The organism is Bartonella gliris (assembly GCF_045277155.1).
GTDB classification, from domain to species: domain Bacteria; phylum Pseudomonadota; class Alphaproteobacteria; order Rhizobiales; family Rhizobiaceae; genus Bartonella; species Bartonella gliris.
The window spans coordinates 615424-637262 of the sequence record NZ_CP123962.1 but is presented as its reverse complement, the minus strand read 5'-3'; the positions used below and the strand labels follow the sequence as shown (position 1 = coordinate 637262).

At 37.9% G+C, this 21839-nt stretch carries 17 protein-coding genes and 1 pseudogene; 14 read left to right on the top strand and 4 right to left on the bottom strand.

Features of this window, described 5'->3' with window-relative positions; genetic code table 11:
• Positions 1-163 precede the first annotated feature (163 nt).
• Positions 164-2737 (top strand): BafA family autotransporter, encoded by a 2574-nt coding sequence (bafA, locus tag QHG54_RS02850; RefSeq protein WP_406604407.1) that lies wholly within the window; start codon positions 164-166, stop codon positions 2735-2737.
• Between the two features lie 387 nt (positions 2738-3124).
• Positions 3125-3547, top strand: coding sequence for a nucleoside-diphosphate kinase (ndk, locus tag QHG54_RS02845; protein ID WP_317993059.1), 423 nt, complete (start codon positions 3125-3127; stop codon positions 3545-3547).
• Between the two features lie 103 nt (positions 3548-3650).
• Here ndk and pgsA read toward each other — a convergent pair whose 3' ends face one another.
• From pgsA to QHG54_RS02830, 3 genes and pseudogenes are all read right to left on the bottom strand, one after another.
• Positions 3651-4232 (bottom strand): CDP-diacylglycerol--glycerol-3-phosphate 3-phosphatidyltransferase, encoded by a 582-nt coding sequence (pgsA, locus tag QHG54_RS02840; RefSeq protein ID WP_317993060.1) that lies wholly within the window; start codon positions 4230-4232, stop codon positions 3651-3653.
• 73 nt (positions 4233-4305) lie between these two features.
• Positions 4306-6290: pseudogene (uvrC, locus tag QHG54_RS02835) on the bottom strand (excinuclease ABC subunit UvrC).
• 416 nt (positions 6291-6706) lie between these two features.
• Positions 6707-7570 (bottom strand): 23S rRNA (adenine(2030)-N(6))-methyltransferase RlmJ, encoded by an 864-nt coding sequence (locus QHG54_RS02830; protein WP_317993062.1) that lies wholly within the window; start codon positions 7568-7570, stop codon positions 6707-6709.
• An 832-nt stretch (positions 7571-8402) separates the two neighbouring features.
• Here QHG54_RS02830 and tatA point away from each other — a divergent pair.
• The 9 genes from tatA to QHG54_RS02785 all read left to right on the top strand — a co-directional run bounded on the left by tatA (position 8403) and on the right by QHG54_RS02785 (position 16036).
• Complete coding sequence (gene tatA, locus QHG54_RS02825) at positions 8403-8714, top strand: twin-arginine translocase TatA/TatE family subunit (protein WP_317993063.1); 312 nt, start codon at positions 8403-8405, stop codon at positions 8712-8714.
• 56 nt (positions 8715-8770) lie between these two features.
• Entirely contained in the window at positions 8771-9211 is a 441-nt protein-coding gene (gene tatB / locus QHG54_RS02820) for a Sec-independent protein translocase protein TatB (RefSeq protein WP_406604406.1), read from the top strand.
• On the top strand, positions 9208-9990 hold the full coding sequence (tatC, locus tag QHG54_RS02815) for a twin-arginine translocase subunit TatC (protein WP_317993065.1): 783 nt from the start codon (positions 9208-9210) through the stop codon (positions 9988-9990). Before tatB ends, tatC begins: the two co-directional genes overlap by 4 nt.
• A gap of 60 nt (positions 9991-10050) precedes the next feature.
• Positions 10051-11328 carry a serine--tRNA ligase gene (serS, locus tag QHG54_RS02810; protein ID WP_317993066.1) on the top strand — a complete coding sequence of 426 codons (1278 nt, stop codon included), beginning with the start codon at positions 10051-10053 and terminating at the stop codon, positions 11326-11328.
• Positions 11329-11460: 132 nt separating this feature from the next.
• A complete protein-coding gene (locus QHG54_RS02805) occupies positions 11461-12120 on the top strand; it encodes a protein-L-isoaspartate(D-aspartate) O-methyltransferase (protein ID WP_317993067.1) in 660 nt (219 codons plus the stop codon).
• A gap of 167 nt (positions 12121-12287) precedes the next feature.
• Positions 12288-13460, top strand: coding sequence for a M23 family metallopeptidase (locus QHG54_RS02800; RefSeq protein ID WP_317993068.1), 1173 nt, complete (start codon positions 12288-12290; stop codon positions 13458-13460).
• A 383-nt stretch (positions 13461-13843) separates the two neighbouring features.
• Positions 13844-14290 (top strand): preprotein translocase subunit YajC, encoded by a 447-nt coding sequence (gene yajC / locus QHG54_RS02795; RefSeq protein ID WP_317993069.1) that lies wholly within the window; start codon positions 13844-13846, stop codon positions 14288-14290.
• A gap of 502 nt (positions 14291-14792) precedes the next feature.
• Positions 14793-15179, top strand: coding sequence for an MTH938/NDUFAF3 family protein (locus QHG54_RS02790; RefSeq protein ID WP_317993070.1), 387 nt, complete (start codon positions 14793-14795; stop codon positions 15177-15179).
• Positions 15176-16036: a phytoene/squalene synthase family protein gene (locus QHG54_RS02785; RefSeq protein ID WP_406604405.1), complete on the top strand. Its 861-nt coding sequence runs from the start codon at positions 15176-15178 to the stop codon at positions 16034-16036. Before QHG54_RS02790 ends, QHG54_RS02785 begins: the two co-directional genes overlap by 4 nt.
• 691 nt (positions 16037-16727) lie before the next feature.
• Here the strand turns inward: QHG54_RS02785 and QHG54_RS02780 are convergent.
• Positions 16728-18617, bottom strand: coding sequence for a peptidyl-prolyl cis-trans isomerase (locus QHG54_RS02780; protein ID WP_406604404.1), 1890 nt, complete (start codon positions 18615-18617; stop codon positions 16728-16730).
• 143 nt (positions 18618-18760) lie between these two features.
• Between QHG54_RS02780 and tpiA the strand changes: the two genes are divergently transcribed.
• From tpiA to QHG54_RS02765, 3 genes are all read left to right on the top strand, one after another.
• Complete coding sequence (tpiA, locus tag QHG54_RS02775; protein WP_317993073.1) at positions 18761-19525, top strand: triose-phosphate isomerase; 765 nt, start codon at positions 18761-18763, stop codon at positions 19523-19525.
• Between the two features lie 82 nt (positions 19526-19607).
• Positions 19608-20063 carry a preprotein translocase subunit SecG gene (gene secG / locus QHG54_RS02770; RefSeq protein ID WP_317993074.1) on the top strand — a complete coding sequence of 152 codons (456 nt, stop codon included), beginning with the start codon at positions 19608-19610 and terminating at the stop codon, positions 20061-20063.
• 129 nt (positions 20064-20192) lie between these two features.
• Positions 20193-21821, top strand: coding sequence for a CTP synthase (locus QHG54_RS02765; RefSeq protein ID WP_406604403.1), 1629 nt, complete (start codon positions 20193-20195; stop codon positions 21819-21821).
• The last annotated feature ends 18 nt before the right edge of the window (positions 21822-21839 follow it).

Here is a 21839-nt window from a genome sequence, read left to right as displayed (position 1 = left end):
TCTTTTTGACTTATTTCTACAATTTAAAGTTGTATTAATGGAAGTCAATGCACTAAAAAATTGTATTTAGACATAAATAAAACACATTACGATACAATCTACAATAGACTACCTACGGGAGTTGCGGGATGTTTGTTTAATGATTGAGAGTGGAGTGTAGATTATGCGGTGCAAATACAAGTTAAGTTTTTCAATATTCATGATCAGTAGTTGTGTCGTGCAAAGTGTAAATGCGGGTGAGAATAAGACTAGATCGTTAACACGTATGACGAGTGGAACGACGGTACAAAATGGCTCAGCACTGATTAGTGCTACTGTTAGCAGTAATGCTAAGATTGAGGATGGTGGTGTAGAAATTGTTGAGAATGGTGGGAGCTCCGTGGGTGCTATTGTTCAAAAAGGCGGAATGCAAATAGTTACACGTGGAGGGACTGCGATGAAAACTAAAATCCTCAGTGGTTGGCAGTTTGTTTACGAAGATAAGAGTATTGTAAATCTTGAAGATTTTGAGAGGAAAAGCAGTGCTTATGATGCCATAGTGTCTGGTGAAAATGGTTTTGTTGGGCAGCAGAATGTGTATGATGGTGCGACAGCTTGGAACACGGAAGTTGGAAAAGGAGGAGAACAAAATCTTTATATGGGGCCCAGAAAAGATGGTGGCATTGCAGAGCGTACTATAGTTTCTGGTAATGGCAGGCAGCACATCTTAGAAGAAGGGAGGGCTGTTAATACTACTTTGAGTGGGCAGGCTATTCAAGTTGTATATCCTGGGGGGATTGTAGATGGTCTAACGATTACAGAAACTGCCAGTTCGTGGATACATGTTGGTGCAGATTTAAATGGTGAAATAAAGGTCAATGGTAACGGGCGGCTTTATTTATACGCTGGTGATAGAACAAATCATATTACGAAAGGAAAGCTTTCTATACAGGGAAGAAGTGATGAAATAATATTTTCTGTTGGAACGCGTAATAACATGGGGCGAGATCAGGTTGATATAGAGAGTTTAAGTGGGCAAGGAGGGACTGTTATTTTTATGTCTGCTCCGTATGATCAACGCCATATTTACCTTAATGTTGCGCATCTTTCAGGTAATTTACATTTTCATTTCAATCTTAGTAAGAATGGGGATCGTATCGATTACTTGTCGATTGATAGTGGGATAGGTAATCACAAAATAAGTGTTGCCGATTCTGGTAGTGAAATTATAGATTCTCTCTCACAAAAAAATGGTGTTTTTAGCGGGATCAGTTTGATTACCGATAGAAGCCAAGGCGAAGGGCCTCTTTTTACTTTAGCAAATCATTCTGGTCAGGACATTGGAGCTGTCGATGGTGGGACCTTTATGTATACTTTGCGGAAGAGAGAAAGAAGTGCTGATTCCAGTGGTGATGCTACAATCTGGTATTTGGGCATGGCAACTGGCGAGTCCAATTCTTCAAGTATTAGTTTACCACGCACGACAAAGAGGCAGAAAACTCGAATTGTTCAAGTGTTCTCAACTTCCGGTGCCGATAAAGTTATGCAACCTCGTCAGAAATCTTCTAATGGGAAGAATAAGAAGCCAACGCTCCCTAAGGAAAGACTTCCCCGTCATTTGAGAGAGTCTCAGCAGGATCCTGTTCTTTCCACTGCTTCATCTCCAGAAGATCAGATTATTGGTGCAACACGTCCAGATGTTAGCCATCAATCTTCTGATGAGAAACAGCAGCCTGCTGTTTCTGTTGCGGCTCAATCTTTAGCTGATCAGATGTTTGTGCGCCCAAGTGATCAGGATCAACCTTCTTTACAATCCATTCAGGAATTGTCAGTTTCTGATTTTTTGACCACTCCCTCTACAGATGCAGTGTTGTCTATGTCCGTGACACCAGGGCTTATTTTTCACAATGAGTTGCAAACTGTACGTGCGGGGAGAGGAATTATAGACAAAAATAAGGAAAATGTGTCGCTATGGACCTATGCGATCAAGAGCAAAGAGAGTGTTGCGACAGAGCATCTAGATTTTAAGCTTGATCAGACGGGCATAGTGTTGGGTGTTAGTGGTTTAAGTGAACTGACAAGTGGAGCGTTTTATATTGGTGGTTTTGGCAGTTATGATCAAGCGCGTGTAGCGCATGCACGAGGTGGCATTAGTGGTATAAATACTTATAGTATTGGAGCATATGCGACTTATTTTGATCATAGTGGATTATATTTGGACAGTGTTGTGAAATATAATCAATATCAAACTAATCTGAAGGCTATTTCAACGAATGGCTTAGCCATTGAAGGAAATTATAATCAATGGGCAGTGGGCACGTCATTTGAAGCGGGGTATCGCTTTAAGATGGCTGAGAGTGGTTGGATGCAGCCTTATGCAAACTTAACTTGGTTGCAAGTTGAAGGTAAAGAAATCAAACTTTCCAATGAGATGACAGGTGATATAAGCCCCTTTTCTTCATTACGTAGTGAAGTTGGTTTATCTTTAGGGTATGAGTTTGGATCAGGAATGGGTGCTTCATCTCTAGCTTACATTACGGCTGCATGGTTGCGTGAGAATAAAGATAACAATCACACGACGATTAATCAACAGCATAAATTTACCACAGATTTGTCAGGGAATGCGGGTAAGTTTGGAGTTGGTTTGAGCAGTTTTGTCAGTGACAAATTAAAGCTTTATGCAGAAGCACATTATGTCAAAGGGCGTAAAACTAAGCAGTCCCTTCAAGGTATTTTAGGTGTGCGCTATAGTTTTTGAGCATATGTTTTGTTCTCTTGATCAGCTTTAAATATGTAGGTGTTTTGCACGCAGCCATTAGGTATATAGGTAACGTTCTTTGAGAGAAGCCGATTTTTCATAAAAGTTGTATGCTTTGCTGCGTGCTCTATTTTTCTCTTTTTTTGATAAGAAATCTTGAGGAGAGCAGTATGCTTGGTTATGCAGAGAGAGCTAGCTTTCAAAAGAGATAATGGCATTGTTCTGAGGATATCAGATATCATTGGCATTTCTGTTTTTTATTGAAATTTATTTTATGATTAATTACGCGTTTTTGAAAATTAATGCGTATTTTTTCATAGTCACTTGGCAAGAGGCTTCCTGCTCGCTATAGAACAGCTAGATAATGTTGGAAATAAAGGTGGTCAAATGGCTGTAGAACGTACTTTTTCGATGATTAAACCGGATGCAACGCGTCGTAATTTGACAGGAGCAATTACAAAAATGCTTGAGGATGCGGGGTTGCGTGTTGTCGCATCTAAACGTGTGTGGATGAGCCAACGTGAAGCTGAAAGATTTTATGCTGTTCATAAAGAACGCCCATTTTTCAGTGAATTGGTTGAGTTTATGTCTTCTGGACCAACCATTGTACAGATTTTAGAAGGCGAAAATGCAATAGCTAAAAACCGTGAAGTGATGGGTGCTACGAATCCTATGGAAGCACAGGAGGGGACAATTCGTAAAGTCCATGCTTTGTCGATTGGCGAAAATTCTGTCCATGGTTCAGATAGTGCTGAAAATGCAAAAACAGAAATCGCTTTTTGGTTTTCCGAGATGGAAATTGTTGGTTAATAAAATCGTATATAAAAGCCAAAGAATCCCGAAACTGTATGTTTCGGGATTTTTCTTATGATGTTACAGATTTCTTTGAAAGGGTGTGTGGGTTTCACTATTTTCATGTGATGACATGTTTTAAGCCAGCACGAAAATAATCCCACCCTGTCCACAATGTGAGGAGAGCTGCAACCCACAGCATGATGATACCAAATTCCGTTGTATAAGGGAAAATTTTATTGCCAGCTGGTCCTGCTAAAAGAAAAACAATAGCTACCATTTGTACAAAAGTTTTCCATTTTGCAAGACGAGAGACAGGAACACTGACTTTTAATTCAGCTAAATATTCACGTAATCCTGATACAAGAATTTCTCGGCAAAGAATGATAATGGCTGCCCATAGTGTCCATCCAGCAATAGTACTGTCTGCGGCAAGCAAGAGCAAACAGGCAGATACGAGAAGTTTATCTGCAATTGGATCTAACATGCGACCGATATTGGATGTTTGTTTCCAAATACGGGCAAGATAGCCGTCAAAAAAGTCAGTAATGGATGCGGCCACAAAAATGGAAACAGCAACCCAGCGTGCGATGTCACTTGATTGTAGCCGTCCTTCTAAAAAAAAACACGCAACAACCATCGGTACTGCCACAATTCGTGCATAAGTCAAAATATTGGGAAAAGAAAAAGTATGATTTTTCATAGGCTATTTTCAATTCTTTGTGAAATACGGTATATTCCATAAAGGTAACAAGGCAAAGATTATCAAACAAGCATTATTTTTCATTAAAATGGTTATGAATTTTTTGTGCAATCGTAACAGAAATACCGTTAACTTTTATTAAATCTTCGAGAGAAGCACCGGCAACGGCTTTAGCACTTCCAAAATGATAAAGCAATGCACGCTTTCTTGTTGGCCCAATATTTTCGATTTCATCAAGCGGATTTTTGAATGTTTCTTTTTTTCGTTTTGCTCTGTGCGTTCCAATTGCAAAATTATGTGCTTCGTCACGCAGGCGTTGCAAAAAATAAAGGATAGGGTCACGCTGGGGAAGAGTAAAGGATGTTTTTCCCTTTATAAAAAACCGTTCACGTCCCGCTCTACGGTCAGCACCTTTAGCGATGCCTACGACCGTGATCAGATTGTCTAATCTTAATTCAGATAATATTGTATGCACACTGTTTATTTGTCCTTCACCACCATCGATTAATATAAGGTCAGGCCAAATGGGAAAAGAATCATCGTCTGTACTTTTTGTACCATTGCTGCCATTAGGCAGTCCATGTTCTTTGATAAGACGTGAAAATCTTCGTTTAATGACTTCTTTCATCATGCCAAAATCATCACCAGGCGTAATATCGGTCGAGCGAATGTTGAATTTGCGATATTGATTTTTAATAAATCCCATTTGACCAGCAACAATCATTGCACCTACTGCATTTGTTCCCATAATATGCGAATTATCGTAAACCTCTATACGGCGTGGGGTATGAGGCAGGTGGAATGTTTCAACAAGCCTCTGAAGCAATTTTGCATGTGTGGCTGTTTCAGCAAGTTTGCGTTCAAGTGCTTCACAAGCATTGATATAGGCGTGATTAACAAGGGTTTTGCGTTCACCTTGTTTGGGTAAAGAGAGGAGTATTTTACGATTTGCTTTTAGACTGAATGCTTCTGTAAGAAGTGTTTTTTCTTCGATTGTTTCAGATAAAAGGATGAGTTTTGGAAGTGGTTTATCATCATAGAATTGGGCAATGAAACTCGTTAAAATTTCAGTACGAGAAAAAGATGGATCTGCTTTAGGGAAATAGGCTCGGTTTCCCCAATTTTGTCCCATGCGAAAAAAAATACTTGAATGCAGGTTACTGCCCCCTGTTGTGCAATTGCAAATACGTCTGCTTCTTCTATTGTTTGAGGATTAATGCCTTGATGGCTTTGTATGTGAGAGAGGGCTGATAAGCGGTCACGATAAGTTGCTGCTTGTTCAAAATCAAGATTTTCTGCAGCTTTATGCATAGCTTGAACCATATCATTTTTAACTGATTGGCTTTTTCCCGAAAGAAAAGCTCTGGCTCCTCTAACGAGCTCTTTATAATCACTATCACTGATTTCATGTGTACAGGGTGCAGAACATCGCTTAATTTGATAAAGCAAACAGGGTCGCGTACGGTTTTCAAGAACGGAATCGGTACAAGTACGGAGTAAAAAGGCGCGTTGTAAAACGTTGATTGTTTGTGTAACCGCAGCTGAAGAGGCAAAAGGACCAAAATAATGAGCTTTTCGTGTTCGGGCACCGCGATGTTTGTAAAGTGCAGGTGCTCTATGATCATCAGTAATAATGATATAAGGGAAGCTTTTATCATCACGCAGTAACACATTAAAACGCGGATGCAATCTTTTGATGAGATTAGCTTCTAAGAGTAGTGCTTCTGTTTCTGTGTGAGTGACTACAAATTCCATATGATATGTCGCACGAATCATACGAGCAATACGGTTATTATGTCCTTTTTCACGGGTATAGTTTGAAACACGTTTTTTTAGATTACGAGCTTTACCAACATAGAGAACAGTGCCATTTTCATCAATCATCCGATAAACTCCCGGTTTATGCGGAAGGTGTCTGACAAACTCTTGTATAAGTTTGACACCTTGAAATTGATTTTTATCGTTTCCTTTATGTGCATTGTCCCATGGTATGTTAGAGAGAAAAGGCAGATTTTCTCGTTCATTTGTGGGACAAGCTGTATTCTTTTTCAGGATCATTTAATTTGTCCAGAAATATTTTATGTTTTTCATATAAAACACTCTTCTCCCGCAAGTACCATCATTTATGTCTTTATAGTTTTTTTGCCTATAAATAACGCATTATGGTATAAGATCACGCGCGTTTTGAGTCATCACTGTTCATAAAAAATACGAAGGCAAACTCAGAGAGCAGTTTTACAATGTAGCCAATTGTATTCATTAACTCATTGAAATGATAAATTTGTTATGATCAGAAACTCGTTAAAATAGGTTTTCTTAAGAAAAAAATCAAATTCTCGCTTTTAGCTATTATATGCTTTTAAGGTTGATATGACTTAAAAAGTCACAGAACTAAAGTAATTTTATATTTCTGAGCAGTTTAACACTTTTTGATTTTTGCTAAAAGGGGCTCGATTGAAGTAAGATAGAAAATTCTAACAGAATAAATGTTCTTTTTGCAGCCATTTATGAGTCATTTTTGCATTCTTATCTTGCCCAAGACGGGCGATAAGAAAGGGGCGGAGTTTTTTCATTTCTTCTTCAAGAAGATAGGGAGGATTGATAAGGATCATCCCACTTCCATTCATTGTAGGCGGTATTGAGCTTTTTCGAATACGCATTTCGAGTTGCAGAATTTTGGGAATTCCTGTTTGGTGAAGCGCTTGAAGAAAAGTTTCAATTTCTTTGTCATATTTAATAGGATACCATAAAGCATAGATTCCTCCAGGAAAACGACGATAAGCCTTTACCAATCCTTCAACAAGACGGGAAAATTCACCAGGTTTTTCAAAGGGAGGATCAACGAGAATAAATCCACGTTTTTCTTTTGGTGGCAGATGGGCATTTAAGGAAAGCCAACCATCTAAATGCAGAACTTTTGTTTGATAATCACCGGCAAAATTTTCTGCTAAAATATGGTAATCTTCACAATGCAACTCAATTGCGGTTAGCCGATCTTGTTTACGCAACAAATGGCGAATAAGAATAGGTGATCCAGGATAAAATGTGATTTCTTTTTTATCCTTATTGAGTGAATCAATAACCTTGCACCACGGAAAAAGGAGTTCTTTTAAGTCTTCGGGGATAGGAGCTGATAGAAGTCGGTGAACACCTTCACGCCACTCTCCCGTTTTATGTGCTTCCAAAGAAGAGAGATCATAAATGCCGATACCAGCATGCGTATCTATAACACGAAAAGCTTTTTCCTTGCGTTTGAGGTACTCTACGATGCGGGTGACAATAATGTGTTTAAAAACATCAGCAAAATTGCCAGCATGATAAATATGCCGATAATTCATGAGTAAACTCTACCATATGGATGACTGCTTACCAGATCCCTTTATTAACATAAAACGATAGCTTTTCTATCAACAAAAGCTCTATTGTAAAGATAAAATAATATTTTGATCAAAAAAGCTTTTATATTCAGAAGGGTATCGATGTCATAGATCTGCGTTATGGGTTATACTATTTTTATGTCGATGCAATTTATATTAATTGAATGAGGCACTAAGATTTTGAATCTTTTAGCAAAATGTATAGAGAGGGAGCAATCACTTCGATTAAGACATATGTCATATTGTGAGAGGATTCCTTTATGAACATTGTCGCATGAGTGTGGGTATATTTTAAAAAAAATGGGTTTTGATGTTTTTAAATGTCAGATGTATTAATGAAAACACCTTTAGGGTATGCGCTTTCGGACAATGTTTCAGATTTAAGACATAATTTTTTTCGGTATGCGGCGATATTGTTCTTCATTGATAATGGTAATTGGGAAGAATGTTTGCAATTGCGTATGCGAGACCATTTTAAAAAGGCAAAGTGTTGAAACGTGTATACGATACTTGCACGAGAATTTTGCAATTCGGTACCGATCATATGAAGCGCCTTTAAGAGAAGAGTTCTCCAAATTTTTTGGTATTTATCATTTTTGATTTATCTGCGTTTATTATAGTACGCTGAGAAAAAGTGGAGAGAGGTTAAAAAGTTAGTTTGCAATAAAAAAACGTGTGATTGTCTTTAACTTAGATAAGAAATATACAAGTAAGATATGATTATATTGGGTACATTCTTTACACAGTAAGCATGAACACATTAAATCAAATTTAAAAGCAGTGAGGGAGAGTAATGGGTAATATTTTTTCACCAACGCATTTAATTGTAATTTTACTGATTATCCTTGTACTTTTCGGGCGTGGTAAGGTTTCTGAATTAATGGGCGATGTTGCTAAGGGGATTAAAGCTTTCAAAAAGAATATGGAAGAAGAAGAGGAGAGTACCGGGGATAAGTTTGAAAGAACTGACTATTGCCAAAAAAATGATGTTGAACCTCAACAATTTCAGCCGTTATCGGTGGAGCCTGTAGTGGCACGCAAAAAAAGTTCTTCTTCCTCTAAAGGAGGAAAGACATCTGTTGCTAAAAAACAACGTGTAAAATAACAAAGACACAATCATAATTGTGCATTATTTTTTAGTGAAGAATTAGAGTATAAGCGATGTTTGGGATTGATGGGCCAGAGTTTCTTGTGATCTTACTTGTCCTTATTGTCGTAGTTGGACCAAAAGATTTACCTAAAATGCTAAGGACAATAGCAAAGGCATTAGCTTATGTGCGTTCAACAGCGAATGAATTTCGTTACCAGTTTGATGATGCAATGAGACAAGTGGAGCTCGATGATTTGCAAAAGACATCGTCGGATATTAGCGATCTTAATCCACGCAAGGAGTTGACAGAGATTTTTAATCCAATTCACAATGCAGTAGGGGATATTCACGATAGTTTTGATATAAACACAATACACCATAAATCAGAAAAAGATAAAGAAGTTTTGGTATGTGGTCAGAATCAAACCAATGAAGATTCGACAGTATCTGTTGGTACTCATAGGTCTGGGAGCATTTCTGTAAACGCTAAAGATGGGGAAGGAGCGTCATGAATTCTGAAAAAGATGAAGTTGACGCCAATATGGCTCCACTTTTAGAACATTTGATTGAACTTCGTCAGAAAATTATTGCTGTTTTGATCGCATTTTTTATAGCTTTTATTATGTGTTTTCTTATTAAAGATTACATCTTGAATTTTTTGATATGGCCTTATCAATGGGCAATGAAAATATCAGGTGGTAATCCTGAAAGTATTCGTTTGCAATCAACACAAGTATGGGAGACTTTTTTAACAAAGATGAAACTTGCTGCTTTTGGGGCAGCCATTTTATCGTTTCCTTATACGGCCTTTCAGTTTTATAGCTTTATCGCACCAGGACTTTATAAAAATGAGCGTATGGCTTTTTTGCCATTTCTTATTGGTGGACCAATTTTATTTTGTATTGGGGGAGCGTTTGTTTACGCTCTCTTGTCTCCGATAATGCTTTGGTTTAGCCTTTCTCAGCAATTTCTTCCGGATGCCCATTTAAGAATAGAGTTTATAGTTCGTATTTCCGATTATTTGAGTTTTATGACATCGTTTATTCTGATTTTTGGCTTGATTTTTCAATTACCCCTTATCACCAGTCTTTTAACAAAAGTTGGACTTTTAACATCGCATGGTTTGGTATCTAAACGAAAATGGGCTATCCTTATTTCTTTTATAATTGCAGCAATAGTAACTCCATCGGATTTTTTTACTATGTTTGCAGTGGCTTTACCAACAATAGCCCTTTACGAGGTTTCAATTTTAATTGCTTATTGCATAGAAAAGAGAAAAAAAACCTCTTAAGAAAAGCTTATATGTTGTGCGATAGAAAACGAATAGAAACGATTCAAATGAGGAATTTTAATGCTTGATATTAAGTGGATTCGTGAACACCCTGAGAAACTAGATGAAGCGCTTGCAAAAAGAGGACTTAAGCCGCAAGCTGAAAGGTTAATAAAACTTGATCTTGATCGTCGGTTGCATGTTTCTGAAGTACAATCCGCGCAGGAGCGTCGCAATGCGGCTTCAAAAGAAATCGGGCGAGCTTTGGAAGCGTGTGATCAGGAAATGGTTGAACGCATTAAAGCTGAGGTTGAAGAGATTAAAGTTTTCCTTTCCACTGCCACAGCAGAAGAAAAACGATTGACCGAGAGTTTTGAGAGCGCTCTTTCAGCGCTCCCGAATGTTCCATTGGATGATGTTCCAGAGGGTAAAGATGAAAGCGATAATGTTGTCCTTCGACATTTTGGTACGCCTCCAACTTTTGACTTTACACCAAAGGAACATTTTGATCTTGGTCAAAATCTCAAGCAGATGGATTTTGAGCGGGCAAGTCGTTTGTCGGGAACACGCTTCACAGTACTTTCAGGAGCATTGGCACGGCTTGAACGCGCATTGGGCCAATTTATGCTTGATGTACATGTTGAGGAGCATGGTTATACAGAGGTTTCAGTGCCTTTTCTTGTTCGTGATGAGATTGTTTACGGAGCAGCTCAGTTACCGAAATTTGCTGAGGATCTCTTTCGGACAACAGATGGGCGGTGGCTTATTTCTACAGCAGAAGTGCCATTAACCAATTTGGTAAATAATGAAATTCTTGAGATATCGGATTTACCGCTACGATTTTCTTCTTTAACTCCTTGTTTTCGCTCAGAGGCAGGTTCTGCGGGCCGTGATACACGTGGTATGTTGCGTCAACACCAGTTTTGGAAAGTAGAAATGGTATCGATTACCACCGAGGAGCAATCTTTAATTGAACTGGAACGTATGACAGAGTGTGCAGAAGATGTCTTGAAACGACTTGGTTTGCCTTTTCGTACCGTGGTTCTTTCTACTGGTGATATGGGATTTGCTGCACGTAAAACTTATGATATTGAGGTTTGGCTTCCTGGACAGGGATGCTATCGTGAAATTTCCAGTTGTTCAGTTTGTGGAGATTTTCAAGGGCGACGTATGAATGCTCGATATCGTAAAGAAGGTGATAAGGCATTGCACTTCGTTCATAGTCTTAATGGTTCTGGTACGGCCATTGGCCGCTGTCTTATTGCTATTCTTGAGAATTATCAACAAGCTGATGGGTCAATTATTGTTCCAGATGTTTTACAGCCCTATATGAAGGGCATGCGTTATATTACTGCTTAATCTTGCAAAAGGAGAACCGATATGTGTTTATTGCTGACGGATAATGGCATCAAACGCAAAGTTTTGCAGTTTTTTAAGAAGTGACTTGTGCTTATAATAAGATAGCTACTCCATTGGAGATTGAATGATACTATGGGGCAAAAGAGTATTTTACGATTTCGTGAGGAGTTAGCAGCTCTTGTATTGAAAATGCGTAGCAAAGGAATTGATGATGTTCGCTTTTTTTCGGCACTTGAAAAAATTCCACGTCAACAGTTTGTGGCTTCTCCTTGGTTTAACAGCGCTTATGATAATAAAGTTATTCCAATTGAGTGTGGTGAATATATTGAGCGTTTGGAAGAGCAACTCTTGATTCTTTCTGCTTTATCGTTGAAAAAAAAACATCGTGTTTTAGAAATTGGTACGGGTTCTGGTTTTTGTACTGCTCTTATGGCGTGTCTTAGTGATCGTGTGACAACAGTTGACCGCTATAAAACGCTTGTTGATTTGGCTCGTCAAAAATTTCAAACTTTGGCAATTGAAAATATTGTTGTACGGCAAATTGATGGAAGTCGGATTTTTACAGGATTGGGATCTTTTGATCGGATTCTTATTTGGCCGTCACGTTCTGATGAGCCAAAGGAATTTTTAGAACTCTTAGCCGAAAATGGAATTCTCATTCAAGCTATAGGACCCAATGAAGGGGTACAAACTGTTACGCGTTATACAAGAATTGGTGGCCGATTTGAATGCTTAGAGATGTTTCAAGTGCGCTACCAACCCTTTATTGAAGGTATTGCAGAAGCACTGTGATTTTCAGAGTATAGACCCTATGTAAAATATTCCCTCTGTTTTTTGATAAAAAATTCATTTTGATTTTATCATGAAGATATTTATGAGTAAAATACCTTATTTTAACTCTTAGGTAATATTAAAAAGCTTTAATAGAGTAATTTGAGTATTGGCGAGTGAGCAAAACTATGTGTTTAAAGGTTTTGGATAATATTTTCCGGCGTAATCAAGGTATAGCTCTTTTAACGATGATAACGGTTCTCGCAGGATGTAGTTCTGGTACGCAGCGTTTTGCTAATACTTTTTCTCATCGGGCGGTTTCTACTAGGTCAAATGCATTTACAAATATGCCTACGGATCCACGAATGGTACCGTACGGTGGTGGTATGATACAAAGTACTGACTTGCCACCTGTGGAGGCAATTAATGATTCATGGGATTCTGACGGTGCTGCATATAATTCTTCACAACAAGGTGGTATGTCTTCTCCTGATAGTCGAGTTATGGGGACGCCGCCACGCAATCTTGGAACGCTTTCCCGTTCACAGATGAATAATGACCCTATTTTTCGAAGAAACTCTTATATTGTTCAGAGTGGGGATACACTGTCAAGCATTGCACGGCAAATAGGGATCAGTGTAGAGGCATTAAAATTAGCAAATGGCATAAGCAGTAATTCCATTTATATTGGTCAAGTACTTATGATTCCCAATAAGCGTACAGGAGCAACTGCGAATGTTCATAAGGATGATAGGGTTGCGTCAACAACAGAATCCTCATTTCAGTCTCAAACCTCTTCCATAAGACACAAGAAGGCTCCATCTCTCTATAAAACTCCTGTAACAACCATGTCTCCTACAAAAATTGACAAATCAAATGTTGTGCAGAATTCTTCCAGACAGATTCCCTCACGGAACTATGAAACAGGCGCGTTAGATACAGTGATGGATACGGATAATGGTGTGACTCCACAAGCTACAGGAATTTCTAAAATGCGTTGGCCGGTACGAGGGCGTTTATTAAGCCAGTTTGGTCAAAAGAAAGGGACGAAAACTAATCGGGGAATAGATATTGCTGTGCCTGAAGGCTCATCGGTAAAAGCAGCGGAAAATGGTATCGTTATCTATGCGAGTGATGGGTTAAAAGAGCTCGGTAATGTTGTTATGATTCGGCACGAAAATAATATTATTACTATTTATGGATATAACAGCAAGCTTATTGTTAATAAGGGACAAAGGGTACGGCGTGGTGATGAGATTGCTAAGTCCGGTGTTTCAGGAGATGTTAAAACTCCACGTGTTTACTTTGAGGTACGTAAGAATTCTCTCCCTGTCAACCCTACCGAATATTTAGAAAATTGAACAATAAAATAACTTTTTAAAAAATCTATAGCTCATATATTTTTTCAAATAAAATGATCAACATAGTGAGGTCTCAACAGTGCTTGAGAGAAAAATTTTACATGTTTGAGGATGGTGATAAGTTGATCTAATGGGAGAAACGGAAAATCATTTTACATCATTTATTTTTTTCGGTTATCTAGAATGCTTATATTCACGATATACAAAAAGAAAAATAAATCTGTTTTTTTAAAGTTTTTACTCATTGCCTTCTGTCATTTAAGGATTTATTGCCTTTTGACAAAGGTGCGACTACGTTGTGTAGTTATTGCCATATGATATTCTAAGAAAGCTTGTTTTAGTAGAATCGGAAGTACCTGAAGTTTAATCTATAGGAGATAAAAATGTTTATTACTGACGCTCATGCTCAAGTTGCAGGCGGTGTTTCCAATGGGACCTCACTTGTTACTTTCGTCCCGTTTATTCTGATTTTTGGAATTATGTATTTTTTTATCATTCGTCCACAACGTGCACAAATGAAAAAGCGGCAGGAAATGCTTAATGCTGTGCGTCGTGGTGATACAGTTATAACGGGTGGTGGTATTGTCGGCAAGGTTACGAAAGTTTATGATGAAATTGGTGAATTAGAGGTGGAAATTTGTGATGGAATACGTATTCGCGTTATCCGTTCAACATTGTCTGATGTTCGTGTTAAGGGCGAACCAGTTTCGGAAGAAAAATCAAAACTTAATGCTAAAATAAAAACACCACAAAAATCTAAAGCTAAATCTGTAGCGAAGAAAGATGTGAGCAAAGAAAAAAAGACTTTAGCAAAGGAAGATAAATCCTAAAGTATAATTGCGAATTTCTTATGTCCTTTTATAACTGGTTTTTATAAAAATGGATGGCTTTTGTATAAAAGCCATTTCATTGTATTAGTGGTTTTATAGTTGATAAACGAACGTAATATTCTGTTTGGTTTGTGTGGGCTGTAAAAAAATAGTTATTTCGTTTGTAGAGTATTATGATAATTTTCACTGCCCTTTGAATTAAGGTCATTGTTTGATGTGAAAAAATTCGCTATTTTTGAGCAAATAGGCTGAGTTAAATTTTTATTTTTCAATGAATTTTATATAGTTAAATGGATGTGGTATTTAACTACGTTTTATCGCGAATTTTTTCATATTGTCTGTAACAGTTTTTATATATTATTTATTGCATTTTTAGGATGGTATTTTTGTATGAAAGATTTTGCATCAATATTGCTCTGTGGGTTATTATCGGTTCTCTTCTAACTTTTAGAGGTTGAGGAAAAAACGCAATTGAGTTTTCAAAAATAAAGGATACTTACTCATGTTTCATGCGATTCAAATCCGTGAGGCGCATTTTCCAGGGCGCGCGCCTATTGATGCTTATGGCAATGGTGGTTTTCGTTTCGCTGATATGTCACATAGAGGATCTATTATTTGTGTACCATCAGGTGTTTATGGTATTGATATGGCAGGGCCGGTTCCCACCCAAAAGGACATATCTCGTATATTAGAAGAGTCAGAGAAGATTGAGGTTTTATTGGTAGGCACTGGTGTTGAATTATTGCGGTTGCCTGAAGAATTACGGATGCTTTTATGGGAGAAGCGTATTTCATCAGATACAATGAGTACAGGAGCAGCAGTGCGCACATTTAATGTTTTGTTAGCTGAAGATCGTGCAGTTGCTGCATTATTATTTGCTGTCGAATGATCAATTTTCTTCCTTATAGTTTTGATATTTTACGTGCTACAGATCGCGATCGTTATCTATCAGTTTTATTTGCACCTAAAAAGAAGCGTAGAGCATTGGCGGCTCTTTATGCTTTTAATGCAGAAATTACGCGTATTCGTGAAAAGGTGCATGATCCGCTTATCGGTGAGATACGATTACGTTGGTGGTATGATGCTATCGCTAAGAGTGAAATGCAAAATAGTAAAAACAATCCAATTTTGAGTGATTTGTTTACGGCAATGACTCTTTTTAATTTACCTAAGACAGCTTTTTTACGTTATTGCGATGCGCAGATTTTAGATCTTTACCACAATCCATTAAAAACTCTTCACGAGCTTGAATTCTATTGTGGTGAGACAGCAAGTATAGTTTTACAACTTTCTTGTCAGATCTTAGATCCTGATGTGGGACAAGATTTTACAGATGCCTATAAACATGGAGGAATTGCTCAGGGATTAAGCGGTATATTGCGTCTGTTATCATTCATGCCATCACGCTATCAATATTATTTACCTGCTGATATGCTTAAGGCTGTGGGAGTGAATAGGGAAGAGTTAGAGTCAAATTGTATCAGTAATGAACAAAAGTGCCACATCATCGAAGTTATGGTAGCATTATCAAGAGAATATTATACCAAATTTTACGAGCATTTTAGTGTTTTGCCTAGAACGCTTAAACCAGCATTTCTTCCATTGGCAATTATACCAGCATCTCTTCAAAAGGCATTACAATTGGGAGCAGAAGTTTTTCAAGAAAGCGCAACTTTACCATTGCTCCATCGCTATTGGTTTATAACAAAAGCAGCGGTGAGTGGTCATCTTCCAAAGATATCGTAAAATAAAAAGAGCATTAACAGAAAGAAAAGTAATAAAGATACAGCCGGATTTTTATTGAAAGTTAGCAGTGATATTATAAGACTAGTCTATTTCTTTGTCATTTTAGAAACAATACTGACAAGTTGAAAACGATAAGCTCAAAAGATTAAAAGTTTTGACTTAAAATTTTGAAATATTGTATATTTAATTATTGGTTGTAGATTTAGTTCAGGCTTTCTATTCCGTGGATTCCGAAAACACAAAAATAAGATGAAGCTTATACAATCCATCAGCTAGTGTTTTAAGGATGTTTTTTGATACTCAGCACTTGAATGTATTGTGCGTATTTAATTTGCTTACGAAGTATAATTTCTGTTTTGACGAGAAAACTTATCTTTGCAGATTACAGAAAAATTCAGCTATGAATAGTCTGTGAAGCTATAATTAATTATCCTTTCTCACGACAATATTTATAAAACCGTTTCAATGGATAATATTTTTTATGCACTGAAAAAGCTATTTTCCAAATTTAATTCACTCTTTTTTGCAAATTTGCAAACGCACGACTTTGCGAGCAATCAGATTATTATGCAGATACTCTTCTTTGCTGTGATATTAGCGAAGAATAATTCTCTTTTTCTTTTTCAGATATAGATGAAGTGCTGATTGCGATTTTACCTCATAAATACTTTAAAAATCGTTTGCATCACTTTTACTGAGGAGTGTGGAAGATTTTATTATAGTTAGCGCTATTAATTTTTAAAGGATGTTCTTTATTAGCAACTTGTAGCATTTCTAGCTTTAGATCTTCTCTTATCATCATATCTATATTGGTACGAAGATCGGATGAAAGAGTATGAACGGTGATGTCTTTAGGCATGGTTACGGTCTTTATTTGATAAACGATACGGTTTGTTGCAATCGGGCCTTTTATTATGCCATAATGTCCTTTCGGACCAGAGAATAATGTTTGAACACCTTCAGATCCAAGGATTTCAGATGAATCTCGGCGCCGTAATGCTTGTGTTGTTTGTTGTGTGATACCAAGGGCGTGCGCGAGAGAAACAAGACTTTTTCCTTCAGTAAGCTGTTTGAGAACACCTTGGGCTTTTTCATCAAGAAGGCGTTGGGTTTCTTCACTTTTCCATTGAGAAATGACATCTTGCTTGGCTTCTTCAAGTGTTTTATCCCGGGCAGGGATGATGGTATCTACTTTATACCAAAGATAGCCCCCTTCTTGAAGAGAGAGTGGATCAAGATCAACTTCTTCGTTTGATTGGTAGATAGAGTTCAGTAAAATCTCTTTCTGGGGTAAATCTGTGAGTGTTGTACCTTCAATTGTTTTTCCTGTTTTATCAAGGGTGATTGTACGCAAAGGTAATTTGTATTGGTCAGAAAGCTCTTTGAGAGAAGCTCCTTCAAAACGTGCATTTTCAATTGCTGTATAATTATTACGTATCTCATCTGCAGCGCGATTTTTGGCGAGTGTTTGGCGAATATTTTCTTCTACCTTTTCAAAGGGAATAGGGCTAGAAGGTGCAATATGTGTTACGCGAATGATAACAGGCCCTTGTAAATCATTGATCACAGCACTAATTTGGCCTTGTTTGAGTTCAAAAATTTCAGATGCCAGATGACTAGGAAGTTCACTTTCTGCAAGTGGCCCTTTTGTGATGTCTTTGAGAGTCTTTTTTTCAGCTTTAACAAGTTCATCAAAACTCAATCCATCGGTTATTTTTTTTGCTGCATTATCAGCCGCTTCGCGTGTAGGGAATCGTAATTCTTCAATCGTGCGCTTTTCAGGAGCCATAAAACGCGAGGCATTTTGGGTATAATAGGCTTTTGCCTCATCTGTTGATATATCTTCGGGTTTTACAAACTCAGAGAGTTTCATAGATAATAAAGAAACGGTGCGGTATTCGGGAGCACGAAATTTATTCTTATGAGTCTCAAACCATTTTTGTAATGTTTCTTGATCGGGATCAGTGATTGTTTCCTTGTCTTTTAGATTGATAACAAGATAATCAGCAATGCGGCTTTCTTCTTGATAAAGAGCAAGCGCTTTATAGAAGAATTCTGGTGCTTTCATTCCAGAAAGCGAAGCTAAAATGAGCTGATTACGTTTTTCTTTTTTGGTATAATAATCAAGAAAGGTATTTTCACTAATGTGTAATTGCTGAAGATAGTTGCGAAACAAATCTTGATTGAAAGCACCGTTTTGCTGAAATATATGATCAGAACCAATGGTGCGGGCTATTGTGTCTTTTGAAAGATTGATTTCCATTTGGCGCACTTGTTCATCAAAAAGTACATCTTGTTGTAACTGATTGAAAACAAAAGCAGGAATTCTGTATTTTTGTATCTCATCTGGGGTAAACATTCGTCCAAGATGAGAAGTGAGCGCTAAACGTAAGCTCTGATCGGCAAGTGCGAGGCGATAAACATCAATATCTATTGTAGATTTTCCAGAGGTAATAAGATCTCTTTCACTTTTGGTATGTAATTGTGGTATTCCCCATAAAAGGACGAAGCATAAAAGCAAAATAGCTAAAAAAATCCTAGCAATCCAAGAGTTAGTGGTGTTTCTTATGATGTCAAGCATCTTTCAATTCCATCTATTAGCACAATATCCGTAATGGAATTTGCAATAAAGATGCATAAGATGCAAGCTTAAAGACTTGCTTTCGTTGTGTAATTTGATACCTAAATAATAAAAGTGTGTTGTGAGTGCTCTTGAGGTAGAAAATGGCTGCAAATATTAGGCCTTTGATTGCTGGAAATTGGAAGATGAATGGAACAGGTGAAACGCTTGGAGAGTTGCGTGCCATTGCTACTGGTGTTAGCTCTGATTTAGGCCGTTTGTTTGAAGCGCTTATTTGTGTTCCGGCAACGCTTTTATCGCGCGCTTCTGATGCGCTTTGTGGTGAAAATCTTCTCTTAGGAGGGCAAAATTGTCATTTTGATGATCGTGGTCCTTATACTGGAGACATTTCAGCTTTTATGCTTAAAGACGCAGGAGCAAGTCATGTCATTGTTGGGCATTCAGAACGTCGCACAGTTTATCAAGAAAGTGATGCAATCGTTTATGCCAAAGTCCAAGCAGCGTGGCGAGCCGGTCTTATTGCTCTTGTTTGTATTGGGGAAACATTGGAAGAGCGCAAAAATAATAAAGTTTTGGATGTTCTCACGCGACAGCTTGAGGGATCTTTGCCAGATGGCGCAACAGCAGAGAATGTCATTATCGCTTATGAACCTGTGTGGGCTATAGGTACAGGCAATACGGCTACCCCAGCAGATGTTGCAGAAATACACGACTTTATTCATAATAAAATGTGCTCTCGTTTTGGGGATGATGGGAGCAGGATGCGTTTGCTTTATGGTGGATCAGTAAAACCGTCCAATGCATTCGAGCTTTTGAGTACTGCTCATGTTAATGGTGCTCTGATAGGTGGGGCAAGCTTAAAAGCGATTGATTTTTTAACTATTTGCGATGTTTATCGTAAATTATGACGAAGGAACTTTGGTTTTTTCCTTGGATTGTGTGCAATTTATGTGTAAATAGCCATAAATAGTTATTTGAAGAGCAGGTTTTATGCAAACAGTACTTATTGTTATCCATTTTTTGATTGTTATTACTTTGGTTGGTATTATATTAATCCAGCCTTCTGAGGGTGGCGGGCTTGGTGCTAGTAATGGTTCAGGATTGATGAGAACGCGTGGGTCTAAAAATGCGTTGTCTCGTTTAACGGCTATTCTGGCGTGCTGTTTTTTTGCAGTATCCATTGGGCTTACTGTGGTGGGAAGTATATCAAACTCCAGTTCTGATATTCTCAAGCGTATACCGGTTAATTCAGAACAAAATTCTACAAGTAAAAGCACTTCAGAATCTGCACCATCATCAGATGATGGATCTCAACCTTCTATTCTTGAACAGTTGGGTGGTGTTCCAGATCCCGCTCAAGAACAAGACAAACCTGTTGCTCCAGCAACTGAAAGTCCAGTTCCCACTCTCCCTGAAAATCCAGTCCCAAGTGACAATACAAAGTAGTTTTTCCAAAGGAGTATGGATTTAAAAAAGGTGATTTTTTCACCTTTTTTTATTTTATAGAAGGAAAATTGTTTCTTTTTGCATTTTTTTCTGGAAAATTCATTATAAACTGCTTATCACCATAAGCCCATGGCACGTTATATTTTTATTACTGGTGGTGTGGTTTCTTCTCTTGGAAAAGGCATCGCAGCAGCTGCGTTAGCTGCATTATTGCAAGCTCGTGGGTATCGTGTGCGGCTTCGCAAACTTGATCCTTATTTGAATGTTGATCCAGGTACGATGTCACCTTATCAACATGGTGAGGTTTTTGTGACCGACGATGGTGCAGAAACGGATCTTGATCTTGGTCATTATGAACGTTTTACTGGTCGTTCTGCGAATAGCCAAGACAATATTACAACGGGGCGTATTTATCGTAATATCATTGAACGAGAAAGACGTGGTGATTACTTAGGTGCAACAGTTCAAGTGATTCCTCATGTTACGGATGAAATTAAGACATTCATTACCACTGGGAATGAGGATTTTGATTTTATTTTATGTGAAATAGGTGGAACAGTTGGTGATATTGAAGCAATGCCTTTTCTTGAAGCGATTCGTCAACTTCACAATGAATTACCAAGGCAAAGTGCTCTCTATATGCATCTTACATTGATGCCTTATATTTCTTCAGCTGGCGAATTAAAAACCAAGCCGACACAGCATTCTGTTAAAGAGTTACAATCAATTGGTATCGCTCCCGATATTCTGTTGGTGCGTGCAGATCGGTCTATTCCAAAAACAGAGCGGAGTAAATTATCACTTTTTTGTAATGTTCGCCCAAGTGCAGTTATTCAGGCATTAGATATGCCAACGATTTATGATGTTCCTATAGCATATCATAAAGAAGGATTAGACTCAGAAGTTCTTTCTGTTTTTGGAATTAATCCGGCTCCTAAACCTAAAATGGATCAATGGGAAGATATTACATATCGGATTCACCATCCCGAAGGAGAGGTTACAATTGCTGTTGTTGGGAAATATACGGGATTGAAGGATGCATATAAATCTCTGATTGAAGCAATTGCACATGGTGGTTTAGCCAATAAAGTAAAGGTTAATATTGAGTGGATTGAAGCAGAGCTTTTTGAAAAAGAAGATCCTGCATCTTATTTACAAAAAGTTCATGGAATTTTAGTTCCAGGTGCTTTTGGGGCGCGTGGTGCAGAAGGTAAAATTCGAGCAATTCAATTTGCACGGGAGCGTAAAGTTCCATTTTTAGGTATTTGTCTTGGGATGCAATTGGCTTGTATAGAGGCTGCGCGCAATATTGCGCATATTGAGAATGCTTCATCAAGTGAGTTTTGTGAGACAAAAAATCCAATTGTAGGTTTAATGACAGAATGGCTCAAAGAGAGTGTCCTTGAGAAACGTACAAAATGTGGAAATCTCGGTGGTACAATGCGTCTTGGTGCTTTTGCAGCTGCGTTAAAGGAAGGTAGCCATATTGCCAAAATTTATGGAACGACAAGGATTTATGAGCGGCATCGTCATCGTTATGAAGTGAATATTGATTATAAAGAGAAGCTCGAACAGTGTGGCTTGATTTTTTCTGGTATGTCTCCTGATGGTATTTTGCCAGAAACGGTAGAATATGCAGATCACCCGTGGTTCATTGGTGTTCAATATCATCCAGAACTGAAATCACGTCCATTTGATCCACATCCACTTTTTTCTTCTTTTATTGAAGCCACTATAGAACAGAGTCGATTGGTTTAGTTCGTAAATTTGGTTACT